This window comes from Azospirillum sp. B2RO_4 (genome assembly GCF_051124815.1).
Lineage (GTDB): Bacteria > Pseudomonadota > Alphaproteobacteria > Azospirillales > Azospirillaceae > Azospirillum.
Genome location: NZ_CP118485.1, coordinates 467332 through 490948 on the forward strand (window position 1 = coordinate 467332; position 23617 = coordinate 490948).

27 protein-coding genes are annotated in these 23617 nt (G+C 65.9%); 19 read left to right on the forward strand and 8 right to left on the reverse strand.

The genetic code is table 11. The features are described 5' to 3' along the window. Positions 1–32 precede the first annotated feature (32 nt). From PWS46_RS02045 to PWS46_RS02060, 4 genes are all read left to right on the forward strand, one after another. Positions 33–344, forward strand: a complete 312-nt coding sequence (locus PWS46_RS02045; protein WP_434617410.1) for a hypothetical protein — start codon at positions 33–35, stop codon at positions 342–344. Between the two features lie 173 nt (positions 345–517). Continuing rightward, positions 518–835 carry a hypothetical protein gene (locus tag PWS46_RS02050; protein ID WP_434617413.1) on the forward strand — a complete coding sequence of 106 codons (318 nt, stop codon included), beginning with the start codon at positions 518–520 and terminating at the stop codon, positions 833–835. 350 nt (positions 836–1185) lie between these two features. Next, positions 1186–1902 (forward strand): recombinase family protein, encoded by a 717-nt coding sequence (locus PWS46_RS02055; RefSeq protein ID WP_434617416.1) that lies wholly within the window; start codon positions 1186–1188, stop codon positions 1900–1902. A 322-nt stretch (positions 1903–2224) separates the two neighbouring features. Beyond that, complete coding sequence (locus PWS46_RS02060; protein WP_434617419.1) at positions 2225–3523, forward strand: tyrosine-type recombinase/integrase; 1299 nt, start codon at positions 2225–2227, stop codon at positions 3521–3523. A gap of 506 nt (positions 3524–4029) precedes the next feature. On the opposite strand, the gene PWS46_RS02065 is transcribed toward PWS46_RS02060, so the two are convergent. The 3 genes from PWS46_RS02065 to PWS46_RS02075 all read right to left on the reverse strand — a co-directional run bounded on the left by PWS46_RS02065 (position 4030) and on the right by PWS46_RS02075 (position 5668). Then, on the reverse strand, positions 4030–4389 hold the full coding sequence (locus tag PWS46_RS02065) for a hypothetical protein (protein ID WP_434617422.1): 360 nt from the start codon (positions 4387–4389) through the stop codon (positions 4030–4032). 81 nt (positions 4390–4470) lie between these two features. After that, positions 4471–4656, reverse strand: coding sequence for a YodC family protein (locus tag PWS46_RS02070; RefSeq protein ID WP_434617425.1), 186 nt, complete (start codon positions 4654–4656; stop codon positions 4471–4473). 499 nt (positions 4657–5155) lie between these two features. Beyond that, on the reverse strand, positions 5156–5668 hold the full coding sequence (locus PWS46_RS02075; RefSeq protein WP_434617428.1) for a hypothetical protein: 513 nt from the start codon (positions 5666–5668) through the stop codon (positions 5156–5158). Positions 5669–5813: 145 nt separating this feature from the next. Between PWS46_RS02075 and PWS46_RS02080 the strand changes: the two genes are divergently transcribed. The 6 genes from PWS46_RS02080 to PWS46_RS02105 all read left to right on the forward strand — a co-directional run bounded on the left by PWS46_RS02080 (position 5814) and on the right by PWS46_RS02105 (position 14436). Then, positions 5814–5942 (forward strand): hypothetical protein, encoded by a 129-nt coding sequence (locus PWS46_RS02080; protein ID WP_434617431.1) that lies wholly within the window; start codon positions 5814–5816, stop codon positions 5940–5942. Beyond that, positions 5942–6481: a hypothetical protein gene (locus PWS46_RS02085; RefSeq protein WP_434617434.1), complete on the forward strand. Its 540-nt coding sequence runs from the start codon at positions 5942–5944 to the stop codon at positions 6479–6481. Before PWS46_RS02080 ends, PWS46_RS02085 begins: the two co-directional genes overlap by 1 nt. A 2-nt stretch (positions 6482–6483) precedes the next feature. Further along, positions 6484–9390: a hypothetical protein gene (locus PWS46_RS02090; RefSeq protein WP_434617436.1), complete on the forward strand. Its 2907-nt coding sequence runs from the start codon at positions 6484–6486 to the stop codon at positions 9388–9390. A 15-nt stretch (positions 9391–9405) separates the two neighbouring features. Next, entirely contained in the window at positions 9406–13557 is a 4152-nt protein-coding gene (locus PWS46_RS02095) for a hypothetical protein (RefSeq protein WP_434617439.1), read from the forward strand. A 212-nt stretch (positions 13558–13769) separates the two neighbouring features. Further along, a complete protein-coding gene (locus PWS46_RS02100) occupies positions 13770–14114 on the forward strand; it encodes a hypothetical protein (RefSeq protein ID WP_434617442.1) in 345 nt (114 codons plus the stop codon). Continuing rightward, positions 14107–14436: a hypothetical protein gene (locus PWS46_RS02105; protein WP_434617445.1), complete on the forward strand. Its 330-nt coding sequence runs from the start codon at positions 14107–14109 to the stop codon at positions 14434–14436. The genes PWS46_RS02100 and PWS46_RS02105 overlap by 8 nt, the downstream gene beginning before the upstream one ends. Before the next feature lie 84 nt (positions 14437–14520). On the opposite strand, the gene PWS46_RS02110 is transcribed toward PWS46_RS02105, so the two are convergent. The 3 genes from PWS46_RS02110 to PWS46_RS02120 all read right to left on the reverse strand — a co-directional run bounded on the left by PWS46_RS02110 (position 14521) and on the right by PWS46_RS02120 (position 15402). Continuing rightward, positions 14521–14877 carry a hypothetical protein gene (locus PWS46_RS02110; RefSeq protein WP_434617448.1) on the reverse strand — a complete coding sequence of 119 codons (357 nt, stop codon included), beginning with the start codon at positions 14875–14877 and terminating at the stop codon, positions 14521–14523. Positions 14878–14941: 64 nt separating this feature from the next. Continuing rightward, a complete protein-coding gene (locus PWS46_RS02115) occupies positions 14942–15202 on the reverse strand; it encodes a helix-turn-helix transcriptional regulator (protein ID WP_434617451.1) in 261 nt (86 codons plus the stop codon). Next, a complete protein-coding gene (locus PWS46_RS02120) occupies positions 15199–15402 on the reverse strand; it encodes a hypothetical protein (RefSeq protein ID WP_434617454.1) in 204 nt (67 codons plus the stop codon). The genes PWS46_RS02115 and PWS46_RS02120 overlap by 4 nt, the downstream gene beginning before the upstream one ends. A 117-nt stretch (positions 15403–15519) precedes the next feature. On the opposite strand from PWS46_RS02120, the gene PWS46_RS02125 reads away from it, so the two are divergent. From PWS46_RS02125 to PWS46_RS02135, 3 genes are read left to right on the forward strand one after another with little or no spacing between them, the layout of a single operon-like run. Beyond that, positions 15520–17679 (forward strand): hypothetical protein, encoded by a 2160-nt coding sequence (locus tag PWS46_RS02125; protein ID WP_434617457.1) that lies wholly within the window; start codon positions 15520–15522, stop codon positions 17677–17679. Beyond that, positions 17676–18188 (forward strand): hypothetical protein, encoded by a 513-nt coding sequence (locus PWS46_RS02130; protein ID WP_434617460.1) that lies wholly within the window; start codon positions 17676–17678, stop codon positions 18186–18188. Before PWS46_RS02125 ends, PWS46_RS02130 begins: the two co-directional genes overlap by 4 nt. 13 nt (positions 18189–18201) lie before the next feature. Next, entirely contained in the window at positions 18202–19047 is an 846-nt protein-coding gene (locus PWS46_RS02135; RefSeq protein WP_434617463.1) for a transporter substrate-binding domain-containing protein, read from the forward strand. On the opposite strand, the gene PWS46_RS02140 is transcribed toward PWS46_RS02135, so the two are convergent. Together PWS46_RS02140 and PWS46_RS02145 are read right to left on the reverse strand one after the other, a co-directional pair. Continuing rightward, positions 19040–19741, reverse strand: coding sequence for a hypothetical protein (locus PWS46_RS02140; RefSeq protein ID WP_434617466.1), 702 nt, complete (start codon positions 19739–19741; stop codon positions 19040–19042). The genes PWS46_RS02135 and PWS46_RS02140 overlap by 8 nt on opposite strands. A gap of 101 nt (positions 19742–19842) precedes the next feature. After that, a complete protein-coding gene (locus PWS46_RS02145) occupies positions 19843–20517 on the reverse strand; it encodes a hypothetical protein (protein WP_434617469.1) in 675 nt (224 codons plus the stop codon). A gap of 121 nt (positions 20518–20638) precedes the next feature. On the opposite strand from PWS46_RS02145, the gene PWS46_RS02150 reads away from it, so the two are divergent. From PWS46_RS02150 to PWS46_RS02175, 6 genes are read left to right on the forward strand one after another with little or no spacing between them, the layout of a single operon-like run. Then, a complete protein-coding gene (locus PWS46_RS02150) occupies positions 20639–20902 on the forward strand; it encodes a helix-turn-helix domain-containing protein (RefSeq protein WP_434617472.1) in 264 nt (87 codons plus the stop codon). Between the two features lie 31 nt (positions 20903–20933). Beyond that, positions 20934–21872, forward strand: coding sequence for a hypothetical protein (locus PWS46_RS02155; protein ID WP_434617475.1), 939 nt, complete (start codon positions 20934–20936; stop codon positions 21870–21872). Continuing rightward, positions 21869–22102 (forward strand): hypothetical protein, encoded by a 234-nt coding sequence (locus PWS46_RS02160; protein WP_434617478.1) that lies wholly within the window; start codon positions 21869–21871, stop codon positions 22100–22102. Before PWS46_RS02155 ends, PWS46_RS02160 begins: the two co-directional genes overlap by 4 nt. Then, positions 22083–22400, forward strand: a complete 318-nt coding sequence (locus PWS46_RS02165; RefSeq protein ID WP_434617481.1) for a hypothetical protein — start codon at positions 22083–22085, stop codon at positions 22398–22400. Before PWS46_RS02160 ends, PWS46_RS02165 begins: the two co-directional genes overlap by 20 nt. Continuing rightward, a complete protein-coding gene (locus PWS46_RS02170; RefSeq protein ID WP_434617484.1) occupies positions 22397–22600 on the forward strand; it encodes a hypothetical protein in 204 nt (67 codons plus the stop codon). The genes PWS46_RS02165 and PWS46_RS02170 overlap by 4 nt, the downstream gene beginning before the upstream one ends. Next, positions 22597–22902 carry a hypothetical protein gene (locus PWS46_RS02175; RefSeq protein WP_434617487.1) on the forward strand — a complete coding sequence of 102 codons (306 nt, stop codon included), beginning with the start codon at positions 22597–22599 and terminating at the stop codon, positions 22900–22902. Before PWS46_RS02170 ends, PWS46_RS02175 begins: the two co-directional genes overlap by 4 nt. Positions 22903–23617 lie beyond the last annotated feature (715 nt).

Below are 23617 nucleotides of genomic sequence, written 5' to 3' on the forward strand. Positions count from 1 at the left end.
CAGATATGGCAAGTCTTTAGGAGGAAACTGCGTTGGTTGATCCGAAGAAGGCTATTATTCTCTGGAACAGCGACTCGCAATTGAGGGTCTCTGAGCTGAAGGTCTATGATATCGACGCGCAACCCGCTTCGTCAAAGAACCTCTCTTCCAGTGCGGGAGCTTCTGATCACGGCTGGATGGGGGGATCTCAACTCGAAACGCCGATCGGTCAATTCCTTTGGCTTTCGGTCGCATATGGCTTTTCTTCTGATGCAGTCCTTATTGATGCGCTCAAAGAATTTAATACTATTAAAGGACAGGGCTGGGCTTTGGAGATTCTTCAGCAACGATTTGGCCATCCTTGATCCGTGTGCATGCGAAAACACTTGACTGCTATTTTCATCTATCTGGTAAGCGTAAGTAACCAAAGCCGGCCAAATTGAGGATCGCACCAGATCTTGTTATTGGCCGGCATCTCTGTGCCGACTTTATGTTGTAGCCACCGGTCGAGGACCGGCGCTGCATAAGGAGGAGAGCGATGTCGAAGCCGTTAGGGACAGCGAACTTGCTGCGCCAGAGCAAGCTGCTCAGCGAGTGGATTGACGATGAAGGGGAAGACGCTGTAGCCGAAGGCTTGGCGCTTGTAGGTGTGGACCCTGCGCAATCTGATGCATTCCTCAAGATACGAGAGGATTTGCACAATGGGGCCATAGATGTGTCCAAAGCTCGTGGGAATGATGATCGTTTCATCACCGTTATGGATATGACGCATTTTATTATCGATGGCGTTCATTATGTTGAGGATCATCTAGAAGGTACCATTACCGAAGTAAAGGATGACGAAGAAGAGATTTAAGAAGAACTATGAGAGGAAGTTTGTTTTTGCGTACGCTTCTTAAGCGCCAGCATTATTGATCGGATGTCATGTTAGCCGGTGATAAATTAAAATTATCGAGCAAGATTTGTGCCTTAATGTCTTTCAATACTTATATTTGACGGTGCCACGCTAGCGGATGTGGGTTCGGCACGTTCCAACTGCCAGCGGTAAGTTTTGACGATTTCTTAAGCGCTTGTGCGAATAGCCTGCAGCTTGCGGACTGCAACCTTAAGACGAGAAAGCGTACATATCCCCGGAACGGGGGTTCCACGCATATGTACAGTCCGGGACCGGCCGCTTACCCTCCTGCCATACTTAGGAGGTGAACCATGGCCCGATACGTCGCCTACCTGCGGGTCTCCACCCAGCGCCAGGGAGCATCGCGGCTTGGTCTCGAAGCCCAGCAGGTCGCCGTTGCCGCCCACGCCTCCAGGGAGACCGACCAGATCGTCGAGACTTTCGTCGAGGTGGAGTCGGGACGGAACTCGGATCGGCCCCAGCTCCAGCGTGCGCTGCACCTCTGCAAGCTGACGGGCGCCACGCTGCTCATTGCCAAGCTGGACCGTCTCGCACGGAGCGTCGCCTTCATCGCCAACCTGATGGAAAGCGGGGTGGAGTTCGTTGCGGCCGATCTCCCCTACGCCAACAAGCTGACGGTCCACATCCTGGCAGCTATGGCCGAGTACGAGCGGGAGGCGATCAGTGAGCGCACCAAGGCCGCTCTGCGGGCCGCGCGGGAGAGGGGGGTGAGGCTTGGTGGCCCCAACCGGGGAGCCAACTTGCGCGCTCAACCTCCAACCTGTGGGTCTCGACGGATGCGTGAGTTGGCCGACCAGCGGGCCGACGACCTGCGCGGCCTCGTGTCGGATATCATGGCTTCCGGAACGCGGAGTCTCCGCGCCATCGGCCGCGAACTGGATCGGCGACATGTGTCCACGCCCATGGGTGGCTGTTGGGGACCAGCCCAGGTCCGGAACCTTCTGCGTCGCCTTGAGATGGTGAGTGCGGCCGGTCAGGGGGCTGTTCATGCCCCGATCGACCGTTGACGCGACTGTTACCTGGACGTTACCTGGAGCGACGAAGGGCTTAGCGCTGCAAGGTACGCCGTCGCTAAGCACTTGTGTCGATTGACAAAACTGGTGCCGGATACAGGAATCGAACCCGTGACCTTCTGATTACAAATCAGCTGCCACCGATATCCCCGCTCATCCGCTTATATCCCGGAATGCCCGCCATCGCCTAGGGAACGCGGCAGTTTCCATGGTTGTCATGTCCCGTGATATCCCGTTCCATCCTCCTTGTTCCCGCCCCGGTGATTGCTGTAGGATTGCTGATAGCACCCCTCCAACAATCACCCCAGAGGCTGCCATGCCCGAGAAGATCACCAAGCGCCTTGTCGACGCGACCAAGCCGGGCGCGAAGGACGTGTTCGTGTGGGACGCCGAGGTTAAGGGGTTCGGGTTGAAGGTGACCCCCGCCGGCGGCAAGACCTACATCTTGCAATACCGCGTCGAGGGAGGCCGGACGACGGCGCCCAAGCGCTACACCATCGGCAAGCACGGCAGCCCCTGGACGGCCGATGGAGCCCGCGACGAGGCGATCCGGCTGCTGGGATTGGTGAAGGCCGGCACCGATCCCCAGGCGCAGAAGACGGACGCGCGGGCAGCTGCCAGCGTGAAGGCCGACACCTTCGCCACCGTCGCCGACCTGTTCATTGAGCGGTACGCCAAGCCGAACACCCGGTCATGGGAGGAGACGAAGCGCCTCCTCGACAAGCACGCTGTCCCGGCTTGGGGCGAGCGGCCGGTGAAGGAGATCACCCGCCGCGATGTGAACCGGCTGCTGGACGGCATTGTGGACGACGGCAAGCGCGTTCTGGCGAACCGGGTGCTGGCCGCGGTGCGGAAGCTGTTCGCTTGGGCAGCTTCGAAGGACTATGTGCAGGGCAGCCCGTGCGCCGGCGTGGAGCCGCCGGCCGAGGAGCAGAGCCGCGACCGCGTGCTGACCGACGGCGAGTTGCGCGAGGTGTGGACCGCCGCCGGCGGCTTGGGCGTTCCCTTCGGCCCATTCGTCCGCATGCTGATCCTGACGGCCCAGCGCCGGGAGGAAGTCGCCGGCATGCGTTGGAGCGAGGTGGACCTGTCCACCAAGCTGTGGACGATCCCGAAGGAGCGCGCCAAGAACGGGAAGGCGCATGCCGTCCCGCTGTCCGAGGCCGCCGTTCAGATCCTGGAGACCATGCCGCGGATCACGCTGGAGAACGGCAAGCCATCGGAATTCGCGTTCACCACCACCGGCACGTCGCCGATTTCGGGCTTCAGCCGGGCGAAGGACAAGCTGGACCGGCTGACTCTGGAGGCCCGCCAGAAGGCAGCCCAGGAGCGGGGCGAGGCGCTCGACGAAGTGCAGAACCTGGAGGCGTGGAGGCTCCACGATATCCGCCGCACCGTCACCACTGGCCTTGCCCGGATGGGCATTGCGCCGCAGGTGGCGGATCGCATCCTGAACCACGTCAGCGGCACCGTGCGGGGCGTGGCGGCGGTTTACAACAGGCATGAGTATCTGGACGAGCGCCGCGACGCCCTCGACGCATGGGCGCGCAAGGTCGACGCGCTGGTGAACGGCACACCGGCCAACGTGGTGCAACTCCGGACTGTCGCTGCCTGATGCTGACGGGGCGAGGGGCCGGTGATTGCTGGCGCCTCGCTATCGGGCAAGGAGAGCGAGGCAGTTGACCAGGACGTGACATCGCCCTTCAACCATCCTGCCGCATCAGGCAGCCTGTCCAACAGCTTGCCGACGTGGCACGGCCACCACCGCCAGGATCAAGCGATTGACCATCAGGCTACGGTTCCGGCCGGCGCTGGCGCAGTTCCAGCAGCATCCGGACCCTTCGCGCGCCCGCGCGTACTGGTTCACAGCATGATCACCAGCACCGCCCCCAACCCTATAGGTCTCGCGCACGCGCGCGTACTCGTTCACTAACTCCCCACCACCGGGGAAATGCTCCCGCAGGGGCATCTCTCTTCCCGTCGAGAAATATGCCCCACAGGCACATTTTCTGTGTTCGCGCGTGTATCTCTCGCGGAAGTCAACCCCGGCAGGATGGCCCGCCCACTTCTCGCGCGTGCGCGCGTACTGCGTCGGGAACCCTCCACATCAGCGCCGCGTGGTCAGAACTGATCCCGGCCCCACACGAGGAACGCTTGGCACCGCTCCAACTCGCCGCGAAGCCATTCCCGAAAGCCGGGTTGACCCTGGCAAGGCGGCGCGGACGGCTGGACGTGGCAGCCCCGCTTTCCGCATCGTTCGCACCGGGCGCGCCGGGCCAGCATGACCAGGGACGTTCCCGGCCCGACGCGGCGGATCAGATCGTCGATCGGCACCGCGTTCCAGTGCTCGCATCGACGGCCGAATGCTATGCCGCCAATGCACCAGAACTCAATGAACAGGACGCCGCGCTTGCGCCAGCTGTCGAGGCTGTCGAAGCCGTAGGAAATGCGCGCCGGCTGTTTCTCATTGCGCTCTGGCATGAGAACGAATTTAGAACATTCCGCTCCCAAACGGCAACGGCCGCCCCGAAGGACGGCCGCTTGAACGTTGGTGACGGACGGTCAGTCCTCGTGCTTCGTGAGGGTATCAGGAGGGAAGGTGTCCTTCTGCTTGGCTGCTCCGTTGAACCAGAGACAGGTAGCGATTGGCGTATCGCCGCCCAATGGGACGCCAATCCAAGCAATCGTCATTATCGGGCCACCTGATTTAAGCTGCACCGTGTCTCCTACTTTGAATGCCTCGGCCATATCCAGATTCCTCATAGTTGAATGAGCGATGGATCTTACACCATAAACTATCCCTGCGCCATTTCGTGCCGTGCCTGGACGGCTAGAGGCGCTTGCCTCAAGATCGTGCTCGTGGCCTCTGTGGAGCCGAGGAAAGGCTTGTAAGAAGCGGCTGGCAATCTATCCGGACGAAGGAATCGGACACCCCGCATTCCCACCGGAACGGCATCAGTGCGGGCCAGTTCCCCACCACGGCCACATGAAGGGGTGCGCGTTCCGCCGGAAGGGGAGCGGCTCCCTCCTTCACCCTCTCCCGGTTCCGCTGGATTTCCGCCGGAACGCGCCCCGTTCTCGTGCGGAACTCCGCCGGATAGCCGGGGGCAGTATGTGGAATATCAGTAGCTTATCGAAAGCAGTAGGTTTCCGCGCCGCCTTGTGACAGGTGCAACATCACGTCTGCCAGAGCCCTGCCACAGAGCTATCGTCACGCCCAACGTCACGATGAGGCAGACCTTCGTCATCAACCATCGTGACGGTTCAGCCGGCGGACAGGCGCCAGCGCGTCATCATTCGCCGTTCGCTCGATCAACTCTGCGGCGATGTCCCCCAGCAGCGTCATCGCGGCCCGGTTCGGCCGGGGGTGTGCAGCAGGATCATGGGCGCCGGGGGCGAGCGGCACGAACACCACCTCGACGCCGTGCGGATAGAGCACGTCCATCAGGCACTGAAGGGTTTCCCATCCGGCGACCCGCCCTTGTGCCGCGTCCGGGTGCAACAGCTTCGCTGTGTAGCCGTCCTGCGCACCGGATCGATCGTCGCATTGCTCCATGGTCAGCCCGCGCTGAACGATCCTCCCGGCCAGCGCCAGCACGATAGCCCGGTATAGCTTCGGCACGGTACGCGGCACCTTTCCCGCCATCGGCCGGGGTTCCTGTTCACCCAACTGATCTTCGAGCAGCTGGAACGCCTCCTGTCGCTTGCGGCTCAACCGCTCACGATGCCAAGCCCCAAGCTCCCGCTTCACCTCACCCATCGCCGCCTCCTTCGATGGATCGTACGTCGCGTTTGGAGCAACAAAGCCCCGACAACGCACGACAACTGTTCCCCAAATAGGTACAATCATCCCGTCGCGGTAGCAAGCCTACCGCCTTCGCGCGCGTTGGTTTGGAGGGTGGATCATGGGTCTCGAAGCGGCAGCACTTGCTCTGGCGTCGGTCAGCACCGCCGTCGGGGGCTATGGCAGCATCACGCAGGACGAGTGCCTGCCGATGACGATCCTGGGCATCAGCATGGAGGTGATTCTGTAATGGGCCTTGATCCCGTCACCCTTACCGCCATCGGCGTCGGGCTTTCGGCGGTCTCTACCGCGACCGCCGTCTATGGCTCCATTCAGCAGGGGCAGGCACAGTCCGCCGCCCTGAAGGCGCAGCAGGAACAGCAGAGGCAGCACGAGGAGCAGCTGCGCACCCGCGCGGTACAGGACGAGGCCGCGCGCCGCGAGGAGTTGGTGGCGAACATGAGCACCATGGACGCCATCCGCGCCGGCCGTGGCCTGTCCGGTACCAGCCCCACGGCGCTGGTGATCCGCAACGACGCGACCGACACGGCCATGGACGACATGCGGGTGTCGCGCCTGAACATCCTGAACGGTGCCGATAGCGCCCGCCAGCAAGGCGAGCAGTACGGGTCTGCGGCGTCCACGGCGCTGACCACCGGCTATCTTGGAGCCGGCAAGTCGTTGCTGGACTTCGGCGCGAAGAATAGCGGGCTGCTGGCGAGTGGCGGCGACACTTACGGCCGGGGGGTCAAGGAAACGAAGACTGGCCGTCTTGTTGGGGGCATCTGATCATGGCCGGCACCGGACTTCCTTTCGGCCGCAACGGCGGCCCCGTCCTCCTTCAGCCGTCTCCCGATGTCCAACCCGTGGCCGCCCTGGAGGAGGCCAAGGCCTGGGGCATCGTCACCGACACGGCCCGTTCCGGCCAGCGACTGGGGATGGAGCTGCTGGACATCGAGCGCGAGGGATATCGCGCCGATCTGGAAACCCGCGTCACGCGCGAGGTGGCGGACCTCTACGCCCAGCATCCCGACGATCCGAAGGCGCTGGAAGGGAAGCTGCAGGCCTACCGCGACGGTGTGCTGAAAGAGGTGGATTTCCTTCACGCCGACGTCGCCCGCGGCGTGCTGTCCAAGACCTCGAATGCCGTCATGAACCGCGCACAGACGGCGTGGATCGCGAAGACGGCGGCGCTCAATGAGGACCGGATCAATACCCGCATGGCCGGGCTGATGTCCGAGGGCATGGGGTATGCCGGTGCCAGCGACGCGCAGGGGCTGGAGCGGTCATACACCGAGTTCGGTCGCTTCGCCGACGAGAAGGCCCGGCTTGGCTTTTGGAGCCCGGAACACGCCGAGAGCGCAAAGGGCCAGTTCGCCGCCCAGGCGAAGGCGGAGCAGGGGCTGGCGTCCGTCGCCGGCATGTTCCGCATGGAGGGGCCGAACGCGGCGCTGGCGCATGCCGAGGCGGTGTATCAGGACCCGCGCCTCCCTCTCACCCCGCAGGAGCGCGGCCGGTTCCTGGAGCGGTCCCACGCGCTGGTGTCCGACCTCTCCGCCCGGCAGCGCCGGGACGAGGCGCAAACCGCCCAGGCAGAGGCAACCGTCTATGCCCAGCGCTTGGCCGATTTCCAGAAGCGGGCGATCGACGGCACGGCGACCGAGTCGGAGTTGCTGAACGCCTACCACGGCGGGCAGTTGGAGCCGTCCGATTACATCACCCTGTACCGGGCCGTGCATAAGCGGACGGAGGAGGACGCCGCCACCACCGCAGCCATCCAGCGCGTCGAGCAGGCCGGCCGGCCGCTTCCGGCCACGCCTCAGTCCTTCGCCGCCCGCACCGTAGGAGCCGAGTGGAACCCGAGCGGGCCGGACAAGAACCCGGAGAGCAGCGCGGCAGGCCCCGGCCAGTTCATCGACAGCACCTGGATCTCCACCGTCCGCAAGCACGCCCCGGAACTCGCCGCCGGCAAGTCCGATGCCCAGGTGCTCGCCCTTCGTGACGGTGGGAAGCCCCAGGAGCGGCTTGCCCTGCATCAGCGCATGGTCGACGCCTACGCCACCGACAACGCCGACTATCTCCGCCGGAACGGCATTCAGCAGGTGGGGGATGGGGAGAAGTATCTGGCCCACTTCGCCGGCCCGGAGGGGGCGCTTTCCGTCCTCAAGGCGGACCCGTCCACACCGATCCGCGAGATCCTGTCCGCCGGCGCGATGAAGGCGAACCGGACGTTGAAGATGGATGGCAGACCCTTCGCCGATTGGACAGCGGGCGACCTTCACGCTTGGGCGAACGGCAAGATGGGGGCGACCGCTCCGACATCGCAACCGCCGGCCGGCCAAGTCGAAGCGGGGAACATCGATCTGGCAGCCCGCCCGGTGGTGAAGAACGCCGATGGCACCATCAGCACCGTCCGCTCCATGTCGATCGGCACCGACAAGGGGGAGGTGCTGATCCCCACCGTCAGCGACGACGGGCGCATCCTCTCCGAAGACGAGGCCATAGACCTGTTCCGGCGGACCGGGAAGCATCTGGGCATCTTCGACACGCCCGACCATGCGACCGCCTATGCGGAGGCCCTGCATAACCAGCAGGCGGCCATGTATGGCGACAAGACGCCAACCGCCCCGGCCGCCACCCACGCGCCGTACCTCGACCCCCGCAGCAAGGAGGATCAGGACGCGGTGAACCTGCATTGGGCGGCCATGTCCAAGCAGATGGACGCCGCCGGCTTCTCCGCCGCCGACCGGCAGTCCGTCACCCTCTCGACCATCGCGCGGACCGGCATCATCCCCGACGCCGTTGCCGGCGACGTCCGGGCGAAGCTGCGCAACGGCACCGTCGAGGAGCGGGTGAACACCGCCCGGTTCGTCGACCGGCTGGAAGTGCGCGCGCCGTGGGTTGCCCGCGACCTGGACGGGCAGGACTTCGCGCTTGCCCATCTGATCAACGACCAGCTGCGGGGCGGGGCCGACGCGGCTACCGCCGTCGGTCGGGCCGAAGCCGCGATGCGCCAGGACCCGGCAGAGTTGGAACGCCGGAAGCAGGCCTATGGTGGTGATCGGAAATCCCGCGAGGCGAACCTGTCGTGGCTGACCAAGCAGGGCCGGCACTGGTTCAGCAGCAACGCCGCAGTGCCCGATGCGCTGGCGGGGGAGTTCGAGGAGCGGACGCGGGACGCCTTCCTGGCTACCGGCAGCCTCGACGTTGCCCGCGCGACCGCATGGCGCGACCTGTCCCGCATCTGGGCAGAGACCAAGATCGGGGGAAAGCGATTCGCCCGCTACGCCCCGGAGGCCGTCTATGCGAACGGGCGCGATCCGTCATGGATCGAGGCCCAGCTCTACCACGACCTGTCCCAGGCCGGCACCGTCGCCCCCGTCGAGGGGCTGAAGGGGCGGGTGCGGCTGGAGGCCGACCCCCTGTCGGCACACGAGGTCAAGCCGTCCTATGTCGTGCTGGAGCAGGACGAGCGCGGCGTGTGGCAGCCGATCCGCGGGAAGGACGGCGCGCCCATGCTCGGACCAGACGGCCGGCCGATGCGCTGGCGTCCGGACTGGAGCACGTCGCCGGCCGCCGACGAGGAGCGCCGACAGACCGCACGCGCCGTCGACCTTGCCCGCACCATGCGCGACACCCGCGACCTTCAGCCCTCCGTCCCGGCGAACAGCACCGCCGGAATGTTCATGTCCCGCTGATCCGGAGCCATCCCCATGCCCTTCCTGACCACCGCCGACGCCGAGCAGGGGCTGGCGTCGCTTCCCGCCCACCTTCCCCAGGCCCCGGAGCAGCCGGCCCCGTCCTTCGTCACCGAGACCGTGCCAGCCGCCCTTCGCCAGGGGAACAGCGTTGGCGCGGCGATGGCGCGGGATTGGTCGCTCCCGTCCGTTGAGGATCAGGACTTCGACCCCTTCGCCAGCCTGGAGGAGAGATACCAGCCCTTCGCCCGCGCCTTCATCAGCGCGGAGAACCCGGCCGACGTGGCGCGGATCAAGCGGCAGATCGACCAGGAGGAGGAGGACCGCCGGACGCTGGCAGCCGCCGGCACGCCGGGCGTGGTCGCCGGCATGGTGGCGGGCATCGTCGACCCGGTGAACCTCCTCCCCTTGGGCGTGGCGGCCACCGCCGCCCGGGGCGCCGCCGTGCCGGCCAGGATCGCCATCGGCGCGGCCGGGGCGGGGTTGGGTGCCGCTGTCCAGGAGACCGTCCTGCAGGCCGCCCAGGAGACGCGCACGCCGGCAGAGTCGGCGCAGAACATCGGCACCGCCATGCTGTTCGGTGGCGCCGTCGGGGCCGCGGTGGGGCCGGGCAGCCGAGCGGTGAACGCCGCCCGTGCCGCTGGCGCCGGTGCTGGCGTGGGTGCGGCAACCGAGATCATCGGAAACCCGGACGCCACCCCCGCATCCGTCGGTGTGGCGGCGCTGTTGACCGGGATCCTTGGAGGTGCTGTCGGAGCCGTTCACGGATCATGGGGCGAGCTGGAAGCGAAGGCCGGCCGCGACCTCACCCCGCCGGCTGACCGCGACGCCGGGCCGCTCGACCCCACCGCCCCGCGACCGGACGCGCCGGCCGATCCGCTGCTGCCCGGTCAGGTGCGGCTGACCGCCGAGGACTTGGCCCGCGACACCGGCGGGCGCCTCGACCTGGACCGCGCCAGCGCCGGCCCGAATGATGGCGTGCAGAGTGTTGGCGCCGCCCAGGCCCGTGCGCCGGTGGCGGAGGAGCGCCTGGTTTCCGCCTTTGGGCTGGAGAAGGGGATTGCGCAGACCGCCCCCCTGTTGCGGCTGGCGACCTCCCCCAGCGTCGAGACCCGCCGCGTCGCGCAGGAACTGCTGGAGACCCCCTTTGCCTACGAGAAGAACGCCCTTGGCGTGGCGTCGCCTGTCGCCGTCGAGACGCGGGTGAAGCTGTGGGACGCGCCGCTGGCGCAGTCCATCGGCGACCTGGAGGCGGCCTTCCTCCGCTACCGCACCGGCCGGCCCGACGCCTCGATCACCGCACTTCGCGCTGGCGACCTGTTCGGCGAGGCGCGCCGGGCGGGCCGGCTGACCTTCGACCAGTTCAAGCAAGCCGTCGGTCAGGCGATGCGCCGCGGGGACGAGCACCCCATTCCGGAGGTGGCGGAGGCCGCGCGTGCCTTCCGCCAGCGCCTGTTCGACCCGCTGAAGGAGGAGGCCATTCGCGCCGGGCTGCTGCCTGAGGACGTGAAGGTGGAGACGGCGACCTCCTACCTCACCCGCGTCTACAACCACGAACGCATCAAGGCGCGCCGGCCGGAGTTCGTCCGCACCGTTACCGACTGGCTGACGGGCGAGCGTGACGCCGCCGCCGACCGGCTGGAGGATCACCGGGCTAAGGTGGAGGCGATGACGCCACAGGCCGAGCGGGAGCGCGCCCAGGTGCAGGAGACGGCATCCACCCTTGGCCGGGCCCAGGCGACGCTGAACAGCCTTCGCGCCGACCGACGCGCCGCCATCAACGAGCACCACCGCGCCCAGCGGGAGGCGACCCGCGCCGGCGAATCGTCCCCGCCCTTCGCCGACTTCATGAAGGACATCCGCCGGGGCCGTCCCGCCGGCAAGCCGCCGATGCGGTTGGCCGCGTGGCTGACGAAGAAGGGCGGGGTGCAGAACCAGGGCGGGGAACTCCGCGCCATCGGCATCGAGCACAAGAGCCGGCCCGGCCTGATCAACAACAAGGGCGGCATGCCCCTGGACGAGGCCGCGCGCGCCGCGTGGGAAGAGGGCTACATCGGCGCCCGCGACGAGCGGCCGGATATTCAGGAGCTGCTGGACGCGCTGCAATCCGACGTGTCCGGCCGGGGGCCGGTCTACCGGGAGGACGACCTGGATTACATCGCCCGGCAAGAGGAGATCGACCGGTTCCGTGCCGACCTCGACCGCGAAGGCCTGGACCTGAACAAGCTGTCGGACGCCGAGTTGGAGGCGCGGCTTGCCCTGGAGCGCGAAGGCCCCATCACCGAGGAGGAGGCCCGCCGGCTGGAACTGGACGCCGCGCTGGTGTCCGACCGCCGCGCCGTGGCGGAGGCCCGCAGCCGCACCGCCGAGCAGCGGTTGACCGGTATCCGCGCCAAGGTCGCCGAGGCCCGCAGCAAGCGGGACGAAATGGAGATGTGGCTCGCCAACCGGAAGGCCGCCCTTCGGGACACCGAGGAGGGACTGAAGAAGGCTGAGGCCAAGGTGCGGGAGACGGTGGATTTCGCCCGGGCCGAGGACATGGAGTTGGAGGACATCGCCCAGCAGATCACCGACCGGATCCTTGGGGCGCCGGCCGGGCGCATCCCTTACGACGCGGTGCCGCTGGCCCGCGGCCCACTGAGGGAGCGAACCTTCAACATCCCCGACCACCTCATTGAGCCGTTCCTTGAATCGGACGTGGAGATGGTGGCCCGGCACTACCGGCACAGCATGGCGCCGGACGTGGAGCTGGCCCGCACCTTCGGCCGCGCCGACCTTGCCGACCAGATCGCGAAGGTGTCGGAGAGCTACGTGCAGAAGATGCGCGGCACCACAGACGAGCGGCTGCTGCGCCGGTTGGACGCCCAGCGCCGTGCCGATATCCGCGACTTGGAGGCGATGCGCGACCGGGTGCGCGGCACCTATGGCGCGCCGGCCGATCCCGACTCGCTGCTATCCCGTGCTGTGCCTGTGGTGGCGAACTGGAATTTCCTCCGGCTGCTGGGGCAGATGACGGTTTCCAGCGCTGCCGACCTTGCCCGGCCCGTCATGGTGCACGGCGTCACCCGCGTGTTTGGCGATGGCGTGCGCCCGCTGGTCAGCAGCTTCCGTGCCTTTCGCGCCAGCGCGGCCGAGGTGAAGGCCGCCGGCACCGCCCTCGACATGGTGCTGCACTCCCGCGCCCTGTCCATCGCCGACATCGGCGACGTCTACGGCCGGGGGAGCCGCTTCGAGCGGGGGCTATCGGCCGCGGCGAATCGGTTCGGCACCATCACGCTGATGGCCCCGTGGAACGCGGCGCTGAAGCAGTTCAGCGGCGTCATCACGGCTACCAACCTGATCCGCGACGCCCAGGCGCTGGCCGCCGGCAAGCTGGCGAAAGACCGCCTTGCCCGGTTGGCCGCCGCCGGCATCGACCAGGACATTGCCGAGCGCATCGCCCGGCAGTTCGGCCAGCACGGCGAGACGGTCGACGGGGTGCGCATCGCCCACACCGATCGGTGGACCGACCGGCAGGCGCTGGAGACCTTCCGCGCCGCCATCGTCCGCGAAGTGGACCGGACCATCAGCACGCCGGGCGCCGGGGTGCGGCCGCTGTGGATGTCCACGCCGGTTGGCAAGCTGGTGGGGCAGTTCAAGTCCTTCAGCTTCGCCACGACACAGCAGATCGCGATTGCCGGCCTTCAGCAGCGCGACGCCGCAGTTCTGAACGGGCTGATGGTAGCGGTCGGGCTTGGCATGTTGTCGCACCTGTTCGTGTCCGTCTTGGCCGGGCGCGAACTGTCCGACGATCCGGGCGAGTGGATCATGAAGGGGGTGGACAAGTCGGGCGTCACCGGATGGCTGTTCGACGCGCTGAACATCACCGGCAAGTTCACCCGCGGACTGACCAGCCCGGACAGCCTGATCAAGGGCGAGCCGGTGGGCCGCTATGCTGGACAGAACGCTCTGGAGGCGCTGTTGGGCCCGACGGCCGGCTTGGTCGGGGACGCCGCCCAAGTGGCAGGCTCGACCGTCACCGGCGACTGGAGCCGCGGCGATGTCTCGCGCGCCCGGCGGATGATCCCGTTCCAGAACCTGTTCTTCGTTCGGTGGCTGTTCGACCAAGCCGAGGCGGGCGCCGCGGAGGAGATGGGGCTGCCAGCGGAGCGCGCCAGCGGGCGCTGATTGCCAAGTCTAAATTGCGCGGCTATCGTCGCGTGCATGGCTTGGGAAAATTTCGCAATCGGGGCGGGGATTGGCCTTGCGTCATTCGGCTGGTCACTGATCCGCCATCCGATCTACGGGGGCTATCCAATCCAGGGAGCCGCCACCGCGGCGCTCATCGGTGCAGTCCTGTGGGGATTGCTCATCAGTGGCGGGCGCTGGTTACTCGATGTGTGAAGCGACAACGCCCAACAGGGGCGGTGGGGGGATGGTCGATGAGTAAAAACCCGCCGATAATAAAAATTGAACAAGCAACGCAGTTTTTGATTGACAAGAAAGTCACGTTTCCGCCGTGTCCGTTGTGCGGTTGCTCGAAATTTTCATGGTACAGCACAAAGGAGGATAATGTCCTCTTCATCGAAAAGAATATCATCATCACCGATAGCGGTGAACAGGCCGATGAATACAAACCTGTCGCGACATCTTTTTGCGACAACTGTGGTTACTCTATCGATTTTGACGGGCTTGTTATGTTAGCGTGGAAACGGATGCAGAAGAATGGAGGTGCGGATGAATAACGTCCACAACCTGCCTTCCGGCCGCCGACGCTCAACGCTGACAGAGTTTGACCGTCCTATTGACGGTGGCGGTGACGGTCCCCATCCTCCTGATATGGAACAGCGCGTCGCAAAGCTCGAAACGGACGTTGGCGAGATCAAGGACATCTTGAAGCGCCTGGAGCCCTCGCTATCCCGAATCACGGTCGACCTTGCCGAGTTGAAAGGCAAGATCTCGCACATGCCCACCCTGTGGCAGATCGCCGGCACCATGCTGGCCATCAATGCTGGGATCGTTGCCGTCGCTGGCCTCGCTGTGGCGCTTCTACGGCACGCGGGATAGCCATCCACCCGCCCAACAGCAGCCCGCCCGCCACCCGGCCGGCGGGCTTTCTTGTGCCTGGACGCCGCCTTACCTCAGCTCGCCTTATTCGCCGTCCAATTCCGCCTCCAACATTCGTTCGAGCCGCCATCCGACGCCGGGCATCAAGTGGCCCAGGATGCGTACAGAAGCCGCGATGATGATGAAGACGGCCAAGCCGACGATGAACAGCGCCCAACCCGGAAACCTCTTCCAGCGCTTTCGCAGCTTCTCGGCAACGACAACGCCGCCGGTCAGGGCGCCGAGTGGGCCGACCAGATAGAGGAACTGCGCCACCACCGATTCGGCGAACGCGGCGACGAAGCGGTGTTCGCCCCAAGCGTCCTGAATTCCGCCGATTGCCATGGCGCCAAGAACCACCAGCGATAGGCCCTTGGCGAAGCTCTTTTCTCTCTGATCCATGCCCGCCCCCAGAACGTCGCCTGAAGCGTGCATCGATAACCGCAAGATGGGAAGGGGCGCCGCCTTACCCGAACAGCGGCCCGCCCTTGTCCAGCCGCACGCCCGGCCCGCCGTCGCCGTGGTATGGCCCCTCCGGGATGAACTTCACCCCGTGCGCCTCGAATGCCTTGCGCACGGCGTCGACGTTCGCCGCGACGCTTCGTGACGGGCCAAGCTTTTCCATGCGCTGGATCGTGGGCAGAGATAGCCCGGACGCTTCTGCAAGCTGGGGCTGGCTCCAGTCGAGCAAGGCACGGGCAGCCTTGAGTTGAGCGGCTGTGATCATGTTTTTCCCATCATCCGTGATGCGTTCCGCTTGACGGCATCCGCATCGTTCGTTATGTCTATCACATCACCGACGATATGGAAGCCATTACGGCGCCCCCCGTCGCGGAGGATTTTCCAGATGATCGACATCACCAACGCGCCGCCGGGCGCGAACACCCCTGGCTTGTTCGGTTCCCCCTGATCCCAGGGCGCAGCCAATCACCCCTACCCAAGAGGCAACCCTGCCGAACGGCCAGATGCTGAATGGGGTAGCCCGACCGAACTCCGGGTGACCGGCCGCCGATCGTCGGCGCCGGATCAACCCGGAGACGACGAATGTCCAACCACCCGAACCGCGCCCACACCGAAGCCCCGGCCATGAGCTTCGAGCAGCAGGTGGCGCAGGTGCTCGACAGCCTGACGAAGGAGCTCACCGTGTCCGAACCCCCTACCGGCCCGCTGGACGCGGCCAACGAATACGCCGCACCGCCTCGCCATGCCTCTTCTTTGGCAACCACCGTGATCCCCGCTCTCGGGCTGACCTTCCGGGAAGCCGCCGACCGTGCCCGTGATCTGTTGACCCGCGCCGCCGCCAGCCATGAGCGTGACGAGGACGACGAAGGGCCGGCCGCTGCCGAGCGGCTCGGCTGGCAGGGGGAGGCGAACCGTCTTCACGACGCCATTCTTGCCGCGGCGCCGGTGACTGTTGCCGACTTGTCGGTGAAGCTGGAGCGGCTGACGTGTCCGATATTCGGCGTGGGCGTCTTTGTGCATCCTAATCACCTGCAGAACCTTGCAGAGGATGTTCGGCGCATGGTTGCGGCTGTGCTGGATTACCGCGGCATGCCGACCACGACCATTCCCGAACTGGGCATCACCTTCGCCGAGGCCGCCGAGCGTTACCGCTCGTTGCGCCGGGCCGAGATGGAGGCGAACCAGCGGGGCGACCAGGGCGCGGCCGACGACACCAACCGGCGACACTGTCAGCTCGCCGACCAGATCATGGACGCCGCACCCGTCACGCCGGCCGACGCCATCGTGATCTTGGGCATGCTGGCCGATCGGGAGATGGGTGTTGCCGCCGGCATCGACGACGAGCGAGCGCAAAGGGCGCTGGAGCGGGTGTATGCGCTCCTGTCCGTCGCGAGGCAGCCGCAGGGACAGTCGGAGGAGGGCGAGCTTTCCGCCATGGTGTGCCGGTGGTTGGAACTGCGGGATGTCGCGGACCCGTCGGAAGACGAAGCCGCGGAGCTTGACCGGCTGTTCGACCGCATCGCCGCCTATCAGCCCCACACCGCTGCTGACGCGCTGGCACTGCTGGTGTTCGTGCTGACCTGCTACATGGGCGACAGCATCATCGAGCTTCAGAACGATGGGAGCGGCTACGCCCGTGCCTTGCAGAAGGGGCTTGCCCACTTCGCGAGCGCCGGCGATTCCGCGGCGGGAACGCTGTACCGGCTGGGGCCGATCGGGCTGATCGACGAACGCGCCTTTTGGGTCGATCCCGAAGCGAACGGGACAATCGCTCGCCATGGACACCGTGAGGCGGAAGCGTTTCCGGGGAAGGCTGATGACGATGTCGAGTTGCTGGACCTGTGGAGGCGATATCTCCCTCTGAAGGCCGAGGCCGAGCGGATCAACGAGGCAACCGCCAACGGGGATCCGGAGGCATGGGAGCGCGCCCACAAGCCTTGTGACGAGTTGGAGGATCGCATGGCCGTTATCCCCGCTCGGACGCCCACCGGCATCGCTGTCAAGCTGGCGGTTCTGTGGCAGTGGGGCGGGGCGTATGTCGAAGGAGGCAAGGGCGGCAATGAGCGGGAGAACGGCCCCAGCTACTTGAGCGACTTCATGACGCGCTGGCTGTGGATGATCATGAACGAGGCCCGAGCCTTGGGCGCTTCCATGCCGCTTCTGCCCAACGACGCGACCATGGATACGGCCGCTGCCGCCGCGGAGAGCCGCCGGCTCGTTCTGGAGATTGAGAGCGAAGCCCCGGTTGATCCGGTTGCCGACGCCGCGGCAGAGGGAGCCGAAGAGGAGGAGCTTCCGGTAGTCGACCGGACGGGATCGGGACTTTCGAAAGCCGAAGTCCGGTTCATGAACGTCCTCGACAGGATGGGTCCGGACGACAAAGAGGGGCTGATCCTCACCGGAGAGGCGATGATTGCTTTGGGCGATGCAATGAAGGCGGCGCAGAAAGCCGCTGCAATCGACCGGCGGTGGTCGGAGTTCTTCGCCAAGCTTCTGAGGGAAGACGCCGCCAAGCTCCACCCGGAAGGCGATAACGGCTTGGTCGCTGCGAACGGTGATTCCGCGACCGCCGATCCGTTCAGCGACGCGGTCGAGGACATCGGCGCCCAGGCGTCTGCCACCCTCTCTATGCCGCTGGAGATGACCGACCGCATGGTCGACGCGGGCGCCAGCGCCGCCGGCATCACCCCCGAACAGTTCAAGGCCGCGGTACAAGCCGCGAGAGAGGCGAGGGCGGCATGACCATCCTGACCTTTCCGGTCGAAAAGCGGGGCGCCCAGCGCCCCGCCGTTCAGCAGGAGACCACCATCGTCCGGCTGACGCTGACCGAGGCCGCCGACTGGCAGCGGACGATCATGGTGGAATGCCGCCGCCAGCGCGTGCTGACCCCCTCGCTTCCGGCCTTCCTGAAGCGCGCCGGGCTGATGGACCGGTGCACCTTTCTTTCCAGCACCGGGCCGGGCGAGCCGCTGGTGTTCCGGCACCTTGGGGTTCCAACCCTCTCCGTTCTCGGCCGCGCGTGGGGCCGATCCGTTCTGAACCAGCCGGACGAAGCGGATCCTCATGTCGAGTTCGCCCACAGCATCGGCGCCCAGTACGCCGAATCCATCGGCGCCGGGGAAGCCGTCTTTAACCGGGTGACCGTCTCGGGCGTCGGGCGCCCCTTCGTCTACAGCCACGCCCTCTATGGGTGGGAGGATCGGGGCCGTCGCGCCATCCTCTCCGCCGTCGATATTGCCACCGTCCATTGAGGAGCGCCCGCCCATGTCCCGCTTCGCCTTGATCGCCGCCGGCCTGTCCATCGTTGCCATTGCCGCCGCTGGCGCCGCATCCTTCGCCAGCCAGCAGCCGGAGCCCGCCCCGGTGCTGCGCATCGCCACCGAGGGCGCCTTCGCCCCGTGGAACGCCACCACTGCCGACGGAAGGTTGGTGGGGTTTGAGGTCGACCTTGCGCGGGACCTGTGCCGCCGGATGCGGGTCCGCTGCGCCATCGTCGCCCAGGACTGGACCGGCATCCTGCCCGGCCTGCAGCAGGGCCAGTATGACGCCGTGATGGCGGGCGTCACGGCCACCACTGAACGCGCTGCCGTGGTCGACTTCAGCGCCGCCTATGCCGCCGACCCGGCGGTGTTCGCGGTGCGGCCCGGTTCCGATCTGGCGGGCGCCTTGCCCGATGTGGAGCGCGCGGACCTATCCACCCCAGCCGGCCAGCGCATCGCCAGCAGCGCAGCGCACGTCCTGGACGGGAAGGTGATCGCCGTGCAGGCCTCGACCATCCACGCCCACATGCTGGAGACGCTGTTTCCCCGCGTCCGGCTACGCTTCTACGAGACGGTGGACGCCGCCGCCCTGGACCTCTCGGCCGGCCGCGTCGATGCGATGCTGACCGCCCGGACGTCGGTGGAGGCCCTTCGCGCCGTCCGCGGGGACCTGATCCCGGCCGGCCCGGCTTTCAACGGCGGCCTGTTGGGCGGCGGCGTGGCTGTCGCCGTCCGAAAGGGCGACCAGCTGTCCGCCCGCCTTTCCCAGGCAATCGCCAGCGCCACCGAGGACGGCACCACGTCGCGCCTGTCCGCCTGCTGGTTCGGCGCCGACCTGTCGGTCAGGTAGACGCCAGGACGCGCCGGGCCGCTTCCTTCAGATCCAGCACCACCGCATCCCGCGACCAGCGCATGAAGTGCAGAGGCAGCCGGCCAATGCCCGCCTGCTGGTAGAGCACCGCGGGCAGAGGCTCCAGCAGCGCCCGCCCGGCGCAGCGCCTCTCCCATACCGGCACCGTCTCCGGATCGACCAGCCCAACCACCCACCGCGGCGACCACCGATCGAGCGCCACCAGACGCGCCACGGCGCCCAGCAGGTGGAACAGCCCGCGCCCGCGCCAATCCGGCCGGTTCCAGCCGGCAACGATCCACGCCACCGCCCCACGGGTGTCGTGCGCGGAGGGCGAGGCGCAGAACGCCCATTCGTCCGATGGAGCAGCACCAGGATCATGGAACGCCGTCAGGTCCCCAACCCGCGCACCGAAGCTGACTGCCGAGCAGTCGACCAGCACCACACCATGGGTGGCGGCGAACTCCCCGTCGGCATCGACCGCAGCAACCCAGAACGACGGAGCCACCGCCGGCCGAGGGAGGAGGGGGAACCAGTTGGCGCGGTGTCGGGCGTTCAGCCGCTCCAACGCCTCCCATTCCTTGACCAACACCGGCGTGACGCCGGCAGCCAGCGCGGAGGCGCACAGCGCGTCACGGGCGGCCTTCAGGACTTCGGCATGCGGGCCAGTGCCCAGGCGGAGGGTTTCGACCAAGCGGCGTTCGGCAGGCATAGTGCGAGGGTCCATCGGCTATTGCCAAAGAAGCTCGCCTCACTCAATGACCGTCGCCCAACGCACCGAAAACCAATGCCGCTCTACTCGGCACGAAGCAAGTAGATCCTTCTAATTATCATGCTGATGTTGAGGCTTGATGAGAAAACACAGTCTCTTACAATATGTCGCAGCCACTCGTCTTCATCCGTAATTGTATCATCAATGACATTCATGTGCCCTGCTGTTAATCTAGCAATCTTATCAACGTGGGGTGATCCGCCAGATATGCTTATTGCCATATTGTCATGAAAGTTTATGTACCAATCTCTTTCGGTTTTTAAGTAGAAATAGTCAATTTCATTGTTGGGGTTATCGGTAGGAACGAAGACGTGCTCTGTTTCAATACTTCCTATATCATCATCAGATATACCAAGATCGAAAACAGAGTCAGCGTGGATGCGATGTAGGAGTGGACCATCAATGGTGCGCAACACAATGCCGCAATTACGGATCTCCAATTTCATGTAGTTCCGCATTGCGCCAGCGATTGCGGCAAGAAACAGATCGCGGCCACTCCACAATCTGAAAGAGCCACCACTTACACGCGGAGCTTTGATCGCCTCGATGGCTTCAGATGCTTGAAGCCGGCGCAGGTCACCTATCGATACGCCTGATATTTCTTCGGCCTCGCTATCGCTGAAGTACCACCGTTGAGTGCGTGGTCGGGTCATTAACTCCGCCCACTCTGCTGCATTGGTGGGATCGTTGCTGACCATGTGCATTCCCCATTCTCTGTCGCTAGAGCGCTTGAACGAGATCTGTTCAAGAGCCGATTGAACGACGCCCGTTCAGGTGATACGGTCTTTCGGAGGAAATGCAAGGAATACTGAGGACGCCATGAAGATGGAGACCGTGTTGGTCGCTCCGCTGCATCCACTGCCCACGCCGGCCAATGATGACGCGATGTTACGAGACACCGAAGCCGCCGCCCTCCTGGGGGTGAAGACCAAGACCCTTGCAAACTGGCGCTGCCAGGGGCGTGAAGATCTTCCCTTCTACCGCGTCGGCGGTCGTGCAATCCGGTACCGCCGGGGCGACGTGATCGCCTTCCGTGACCGGCACCGTCTCACCAGCACCAGCGATACCGGCGCGGCTGCATGATTCGGGGTGACCACCTATCGGAGTGCTCGCCTTGAGCAAGAAGCCGCAGTCGTACAAAAAGGGCGAAGTGAGCGGCCCGCCCGACGGCCAAGGGTTCGTGTGGCTCACCGCCGAGCTTCTGCGGTCCCCCGCCTATCGTGCGCTGTCGCTTCATGGCCGCTGGCTGATTGATTTCCTGATGGTCGAATACCTCCAGCACGCTGGCCTGGAGAACGGCAACCTGATGGCTCCCTATGAGCAGCTGGTTGATCGTGGCATCCCGCGGCGTGCCATCTCCGCGACCATTCGGGAGGCGGAGGCGCTGGGCTTGATCGTTGTCGAGCGAGGCGGGAAGCGGAACCATGTTGAGAACCACGAAAGCAGGTATCGCCTGACGTGGCTCGAGTCTCAGGTCCAAGACGCGGCGAAGCCCTACTGGGCCAGGGGAACGGATGAATGGCGCCGGGTGACCGAGGCCAAGGCCGAAGCCATACAGGCCGAGTTGAAGGACGAGTTGAGGGCCGCCCGCGATGGCCGAAAGGCCCGCCAAAAATTGGCCACTCGGTTCCCGCGTGGGGAACTCGCTCGGTTCCCGCGTGGGGAACTCGGTCAGTACCCAATGCGGGAACCGAGCGCCACCGAAACCCAGCCTGATCAATGCTTCGGTCAAGTTCCCCACGCGGGAACACCTTCTAAGATCTTGGCCCCCATCGGCAAGGTGCCGCAGTCGCCGGCCAACGATGACATGGCCGAAGCAGAGCAGGGGGACATTGAGCGGTACCTTGCTCGGCATCGGCCGGAGAACGCCGACGAATTGCGCCAGGACCTGAAGGCGCATCTGGAGACAGCACCCCGAGGCACCTTGTCCCGGATCGCCGAGGCGGCGGGCATGACGGCATCGAGGCTTTCCCACTTCAAATCCGGGGGCGCCCTGTCCGATGAGGCGGCGGAGGCGCTGACCCGAGCGCTGCAGGAGGCGAGGGCAGCATGAACAAGGGGACCGCGCACAGCGCCGGCCAGCCGCTGGCCACCACCGAAGAGCAGCTTGTCCAGCCCCGCCGGCGCGGTGTGCTGGTGATCGGCTTCTTTCCCATGCGGGCGCCACGCCCGAAGCCGCCCAGGGTCTACCGCGCCCGCCGCCCCCGGCCGGTGCAGTTCGACCTGTTCCCCGAGACCTCGACCGAAGAAAGGCGTCCGCGCCGTGTCAGACCTCGACCCTGAAGATTACCTCCGCGACACTATCGCCGTGATCCCGAAAAACGCCCGGCAGGAAATCCGGGTCCGGATCGGTGAATATCGCGACTCCCGCTTCGCCGACGTCCGGGTGTTCGTCGACCCGCCGTCCGACCGCGCGCCGCTTGGCCGGGTGCCGACCAAGAAGGGCGTCGCCATTCCCTTGGGCGCCATCCCGGATGTGGTGTCCGCCCTCCGCAAGGTCCAGGCGATAGAGGCCGCCCGTCAGGCGCCCGCGAACCAGGACACCAAGCCGAAGACCAGCACCAGGAGGAAGGCGCGATGAACACCGATGACCCCGACTACCAGCGTCGCCGCGACCAGCTGATCCGCGATTTCGCCATACTCGACTCCATCCGGGCCGGTCGAGGCACGCCCGCCACCGACGAGTTGCACACTTCCCGGCTGGCCATCCTCAGTGGTGATGCCCCGCAGCCCGGTAAACCGCGCTTTCGCGTCATCGAAGGGGGAAAGGGCAAGCCGTGATCATCGTCCACCCGGCCGTGATCGAGCAGTTCAAGGCGCTCCGGGAAGCGCGCCTCGCGCTGACCGAAGGAGAGCGGCTGCAATCGCAGCAGGAGAGCCTTCAGGTTTTGTGCCTGGTGGCTTACGGCACCCCCAGGGGCGACCAACTGTTCGCGGCATGGGAGCAGACCCACCGCGCCGCGAACGACAACATGGCTCGGATCGAAGCGCTGGGCGCCCGGCGTGAGGCCGCCAACGCGGCATACGACGCTCTGCCGGCGGAGACCCAACTCGCATGGCTCCGACAGGCAATCCCCGTCTGATCTAGCGAGCAACAATATTTCGCCCATGGTTTGGGGGCAAAATCGAGAGGAGACCCCCCGAGGGGGTTTCGCCGACTGAGTTTTTCCCCCACCCCCGTCCGCGCGCGCGAAGGCACCCCCCCCCCTTGTGCGGCGCCGCGCGGAGCCACCGGGAGGGCGACCGACCCCGGCCCGCCGGTGGGGAGGAGGGGAGGGCGCCAGCCCAGGGGCGCGCGCCTTCGTCGACGCCGGCCATTGACACACCGCGCACCAGCCAGCGCCGCAGAGCCGCCGCACCGTGCGCCGCAGGGGCAGAGTGCTGGCCTGATCGGCCGGTGATCCCAAACCGACGCAGCGGCGGCCGGCGAAATGCGAACGGCGCCAACGCCTTCCGATCTGGCGACGCGCTCGACCGACGCAACATCGACGCAGCGCCGACGCAACCCGAGACAGCGGGCGAGGCACCAACCGATGCACCGATCGAGGCAGCAGTGCCGGCCGGAAAGGCTTGATCCCGTTTCTCCTTTCGCGTCGGCCTACAGAGGACCGATGCACCAAGCGAGGCAGTGAGCGAGGCAGCGGCCGGCCGGGTTTGCGGTCCCGCTCCGGTCCCGTTTGCGGTCTCGCGTGCGGTCCCATCGGTCAGCCCCGGCCGCCTGAACCTGTTGCAGCGGCAGGGGAGCGGCCAACCATGCTGTGGCCCCGTTTGCGGTCCCGGATGCGGTCCACAGTCGAC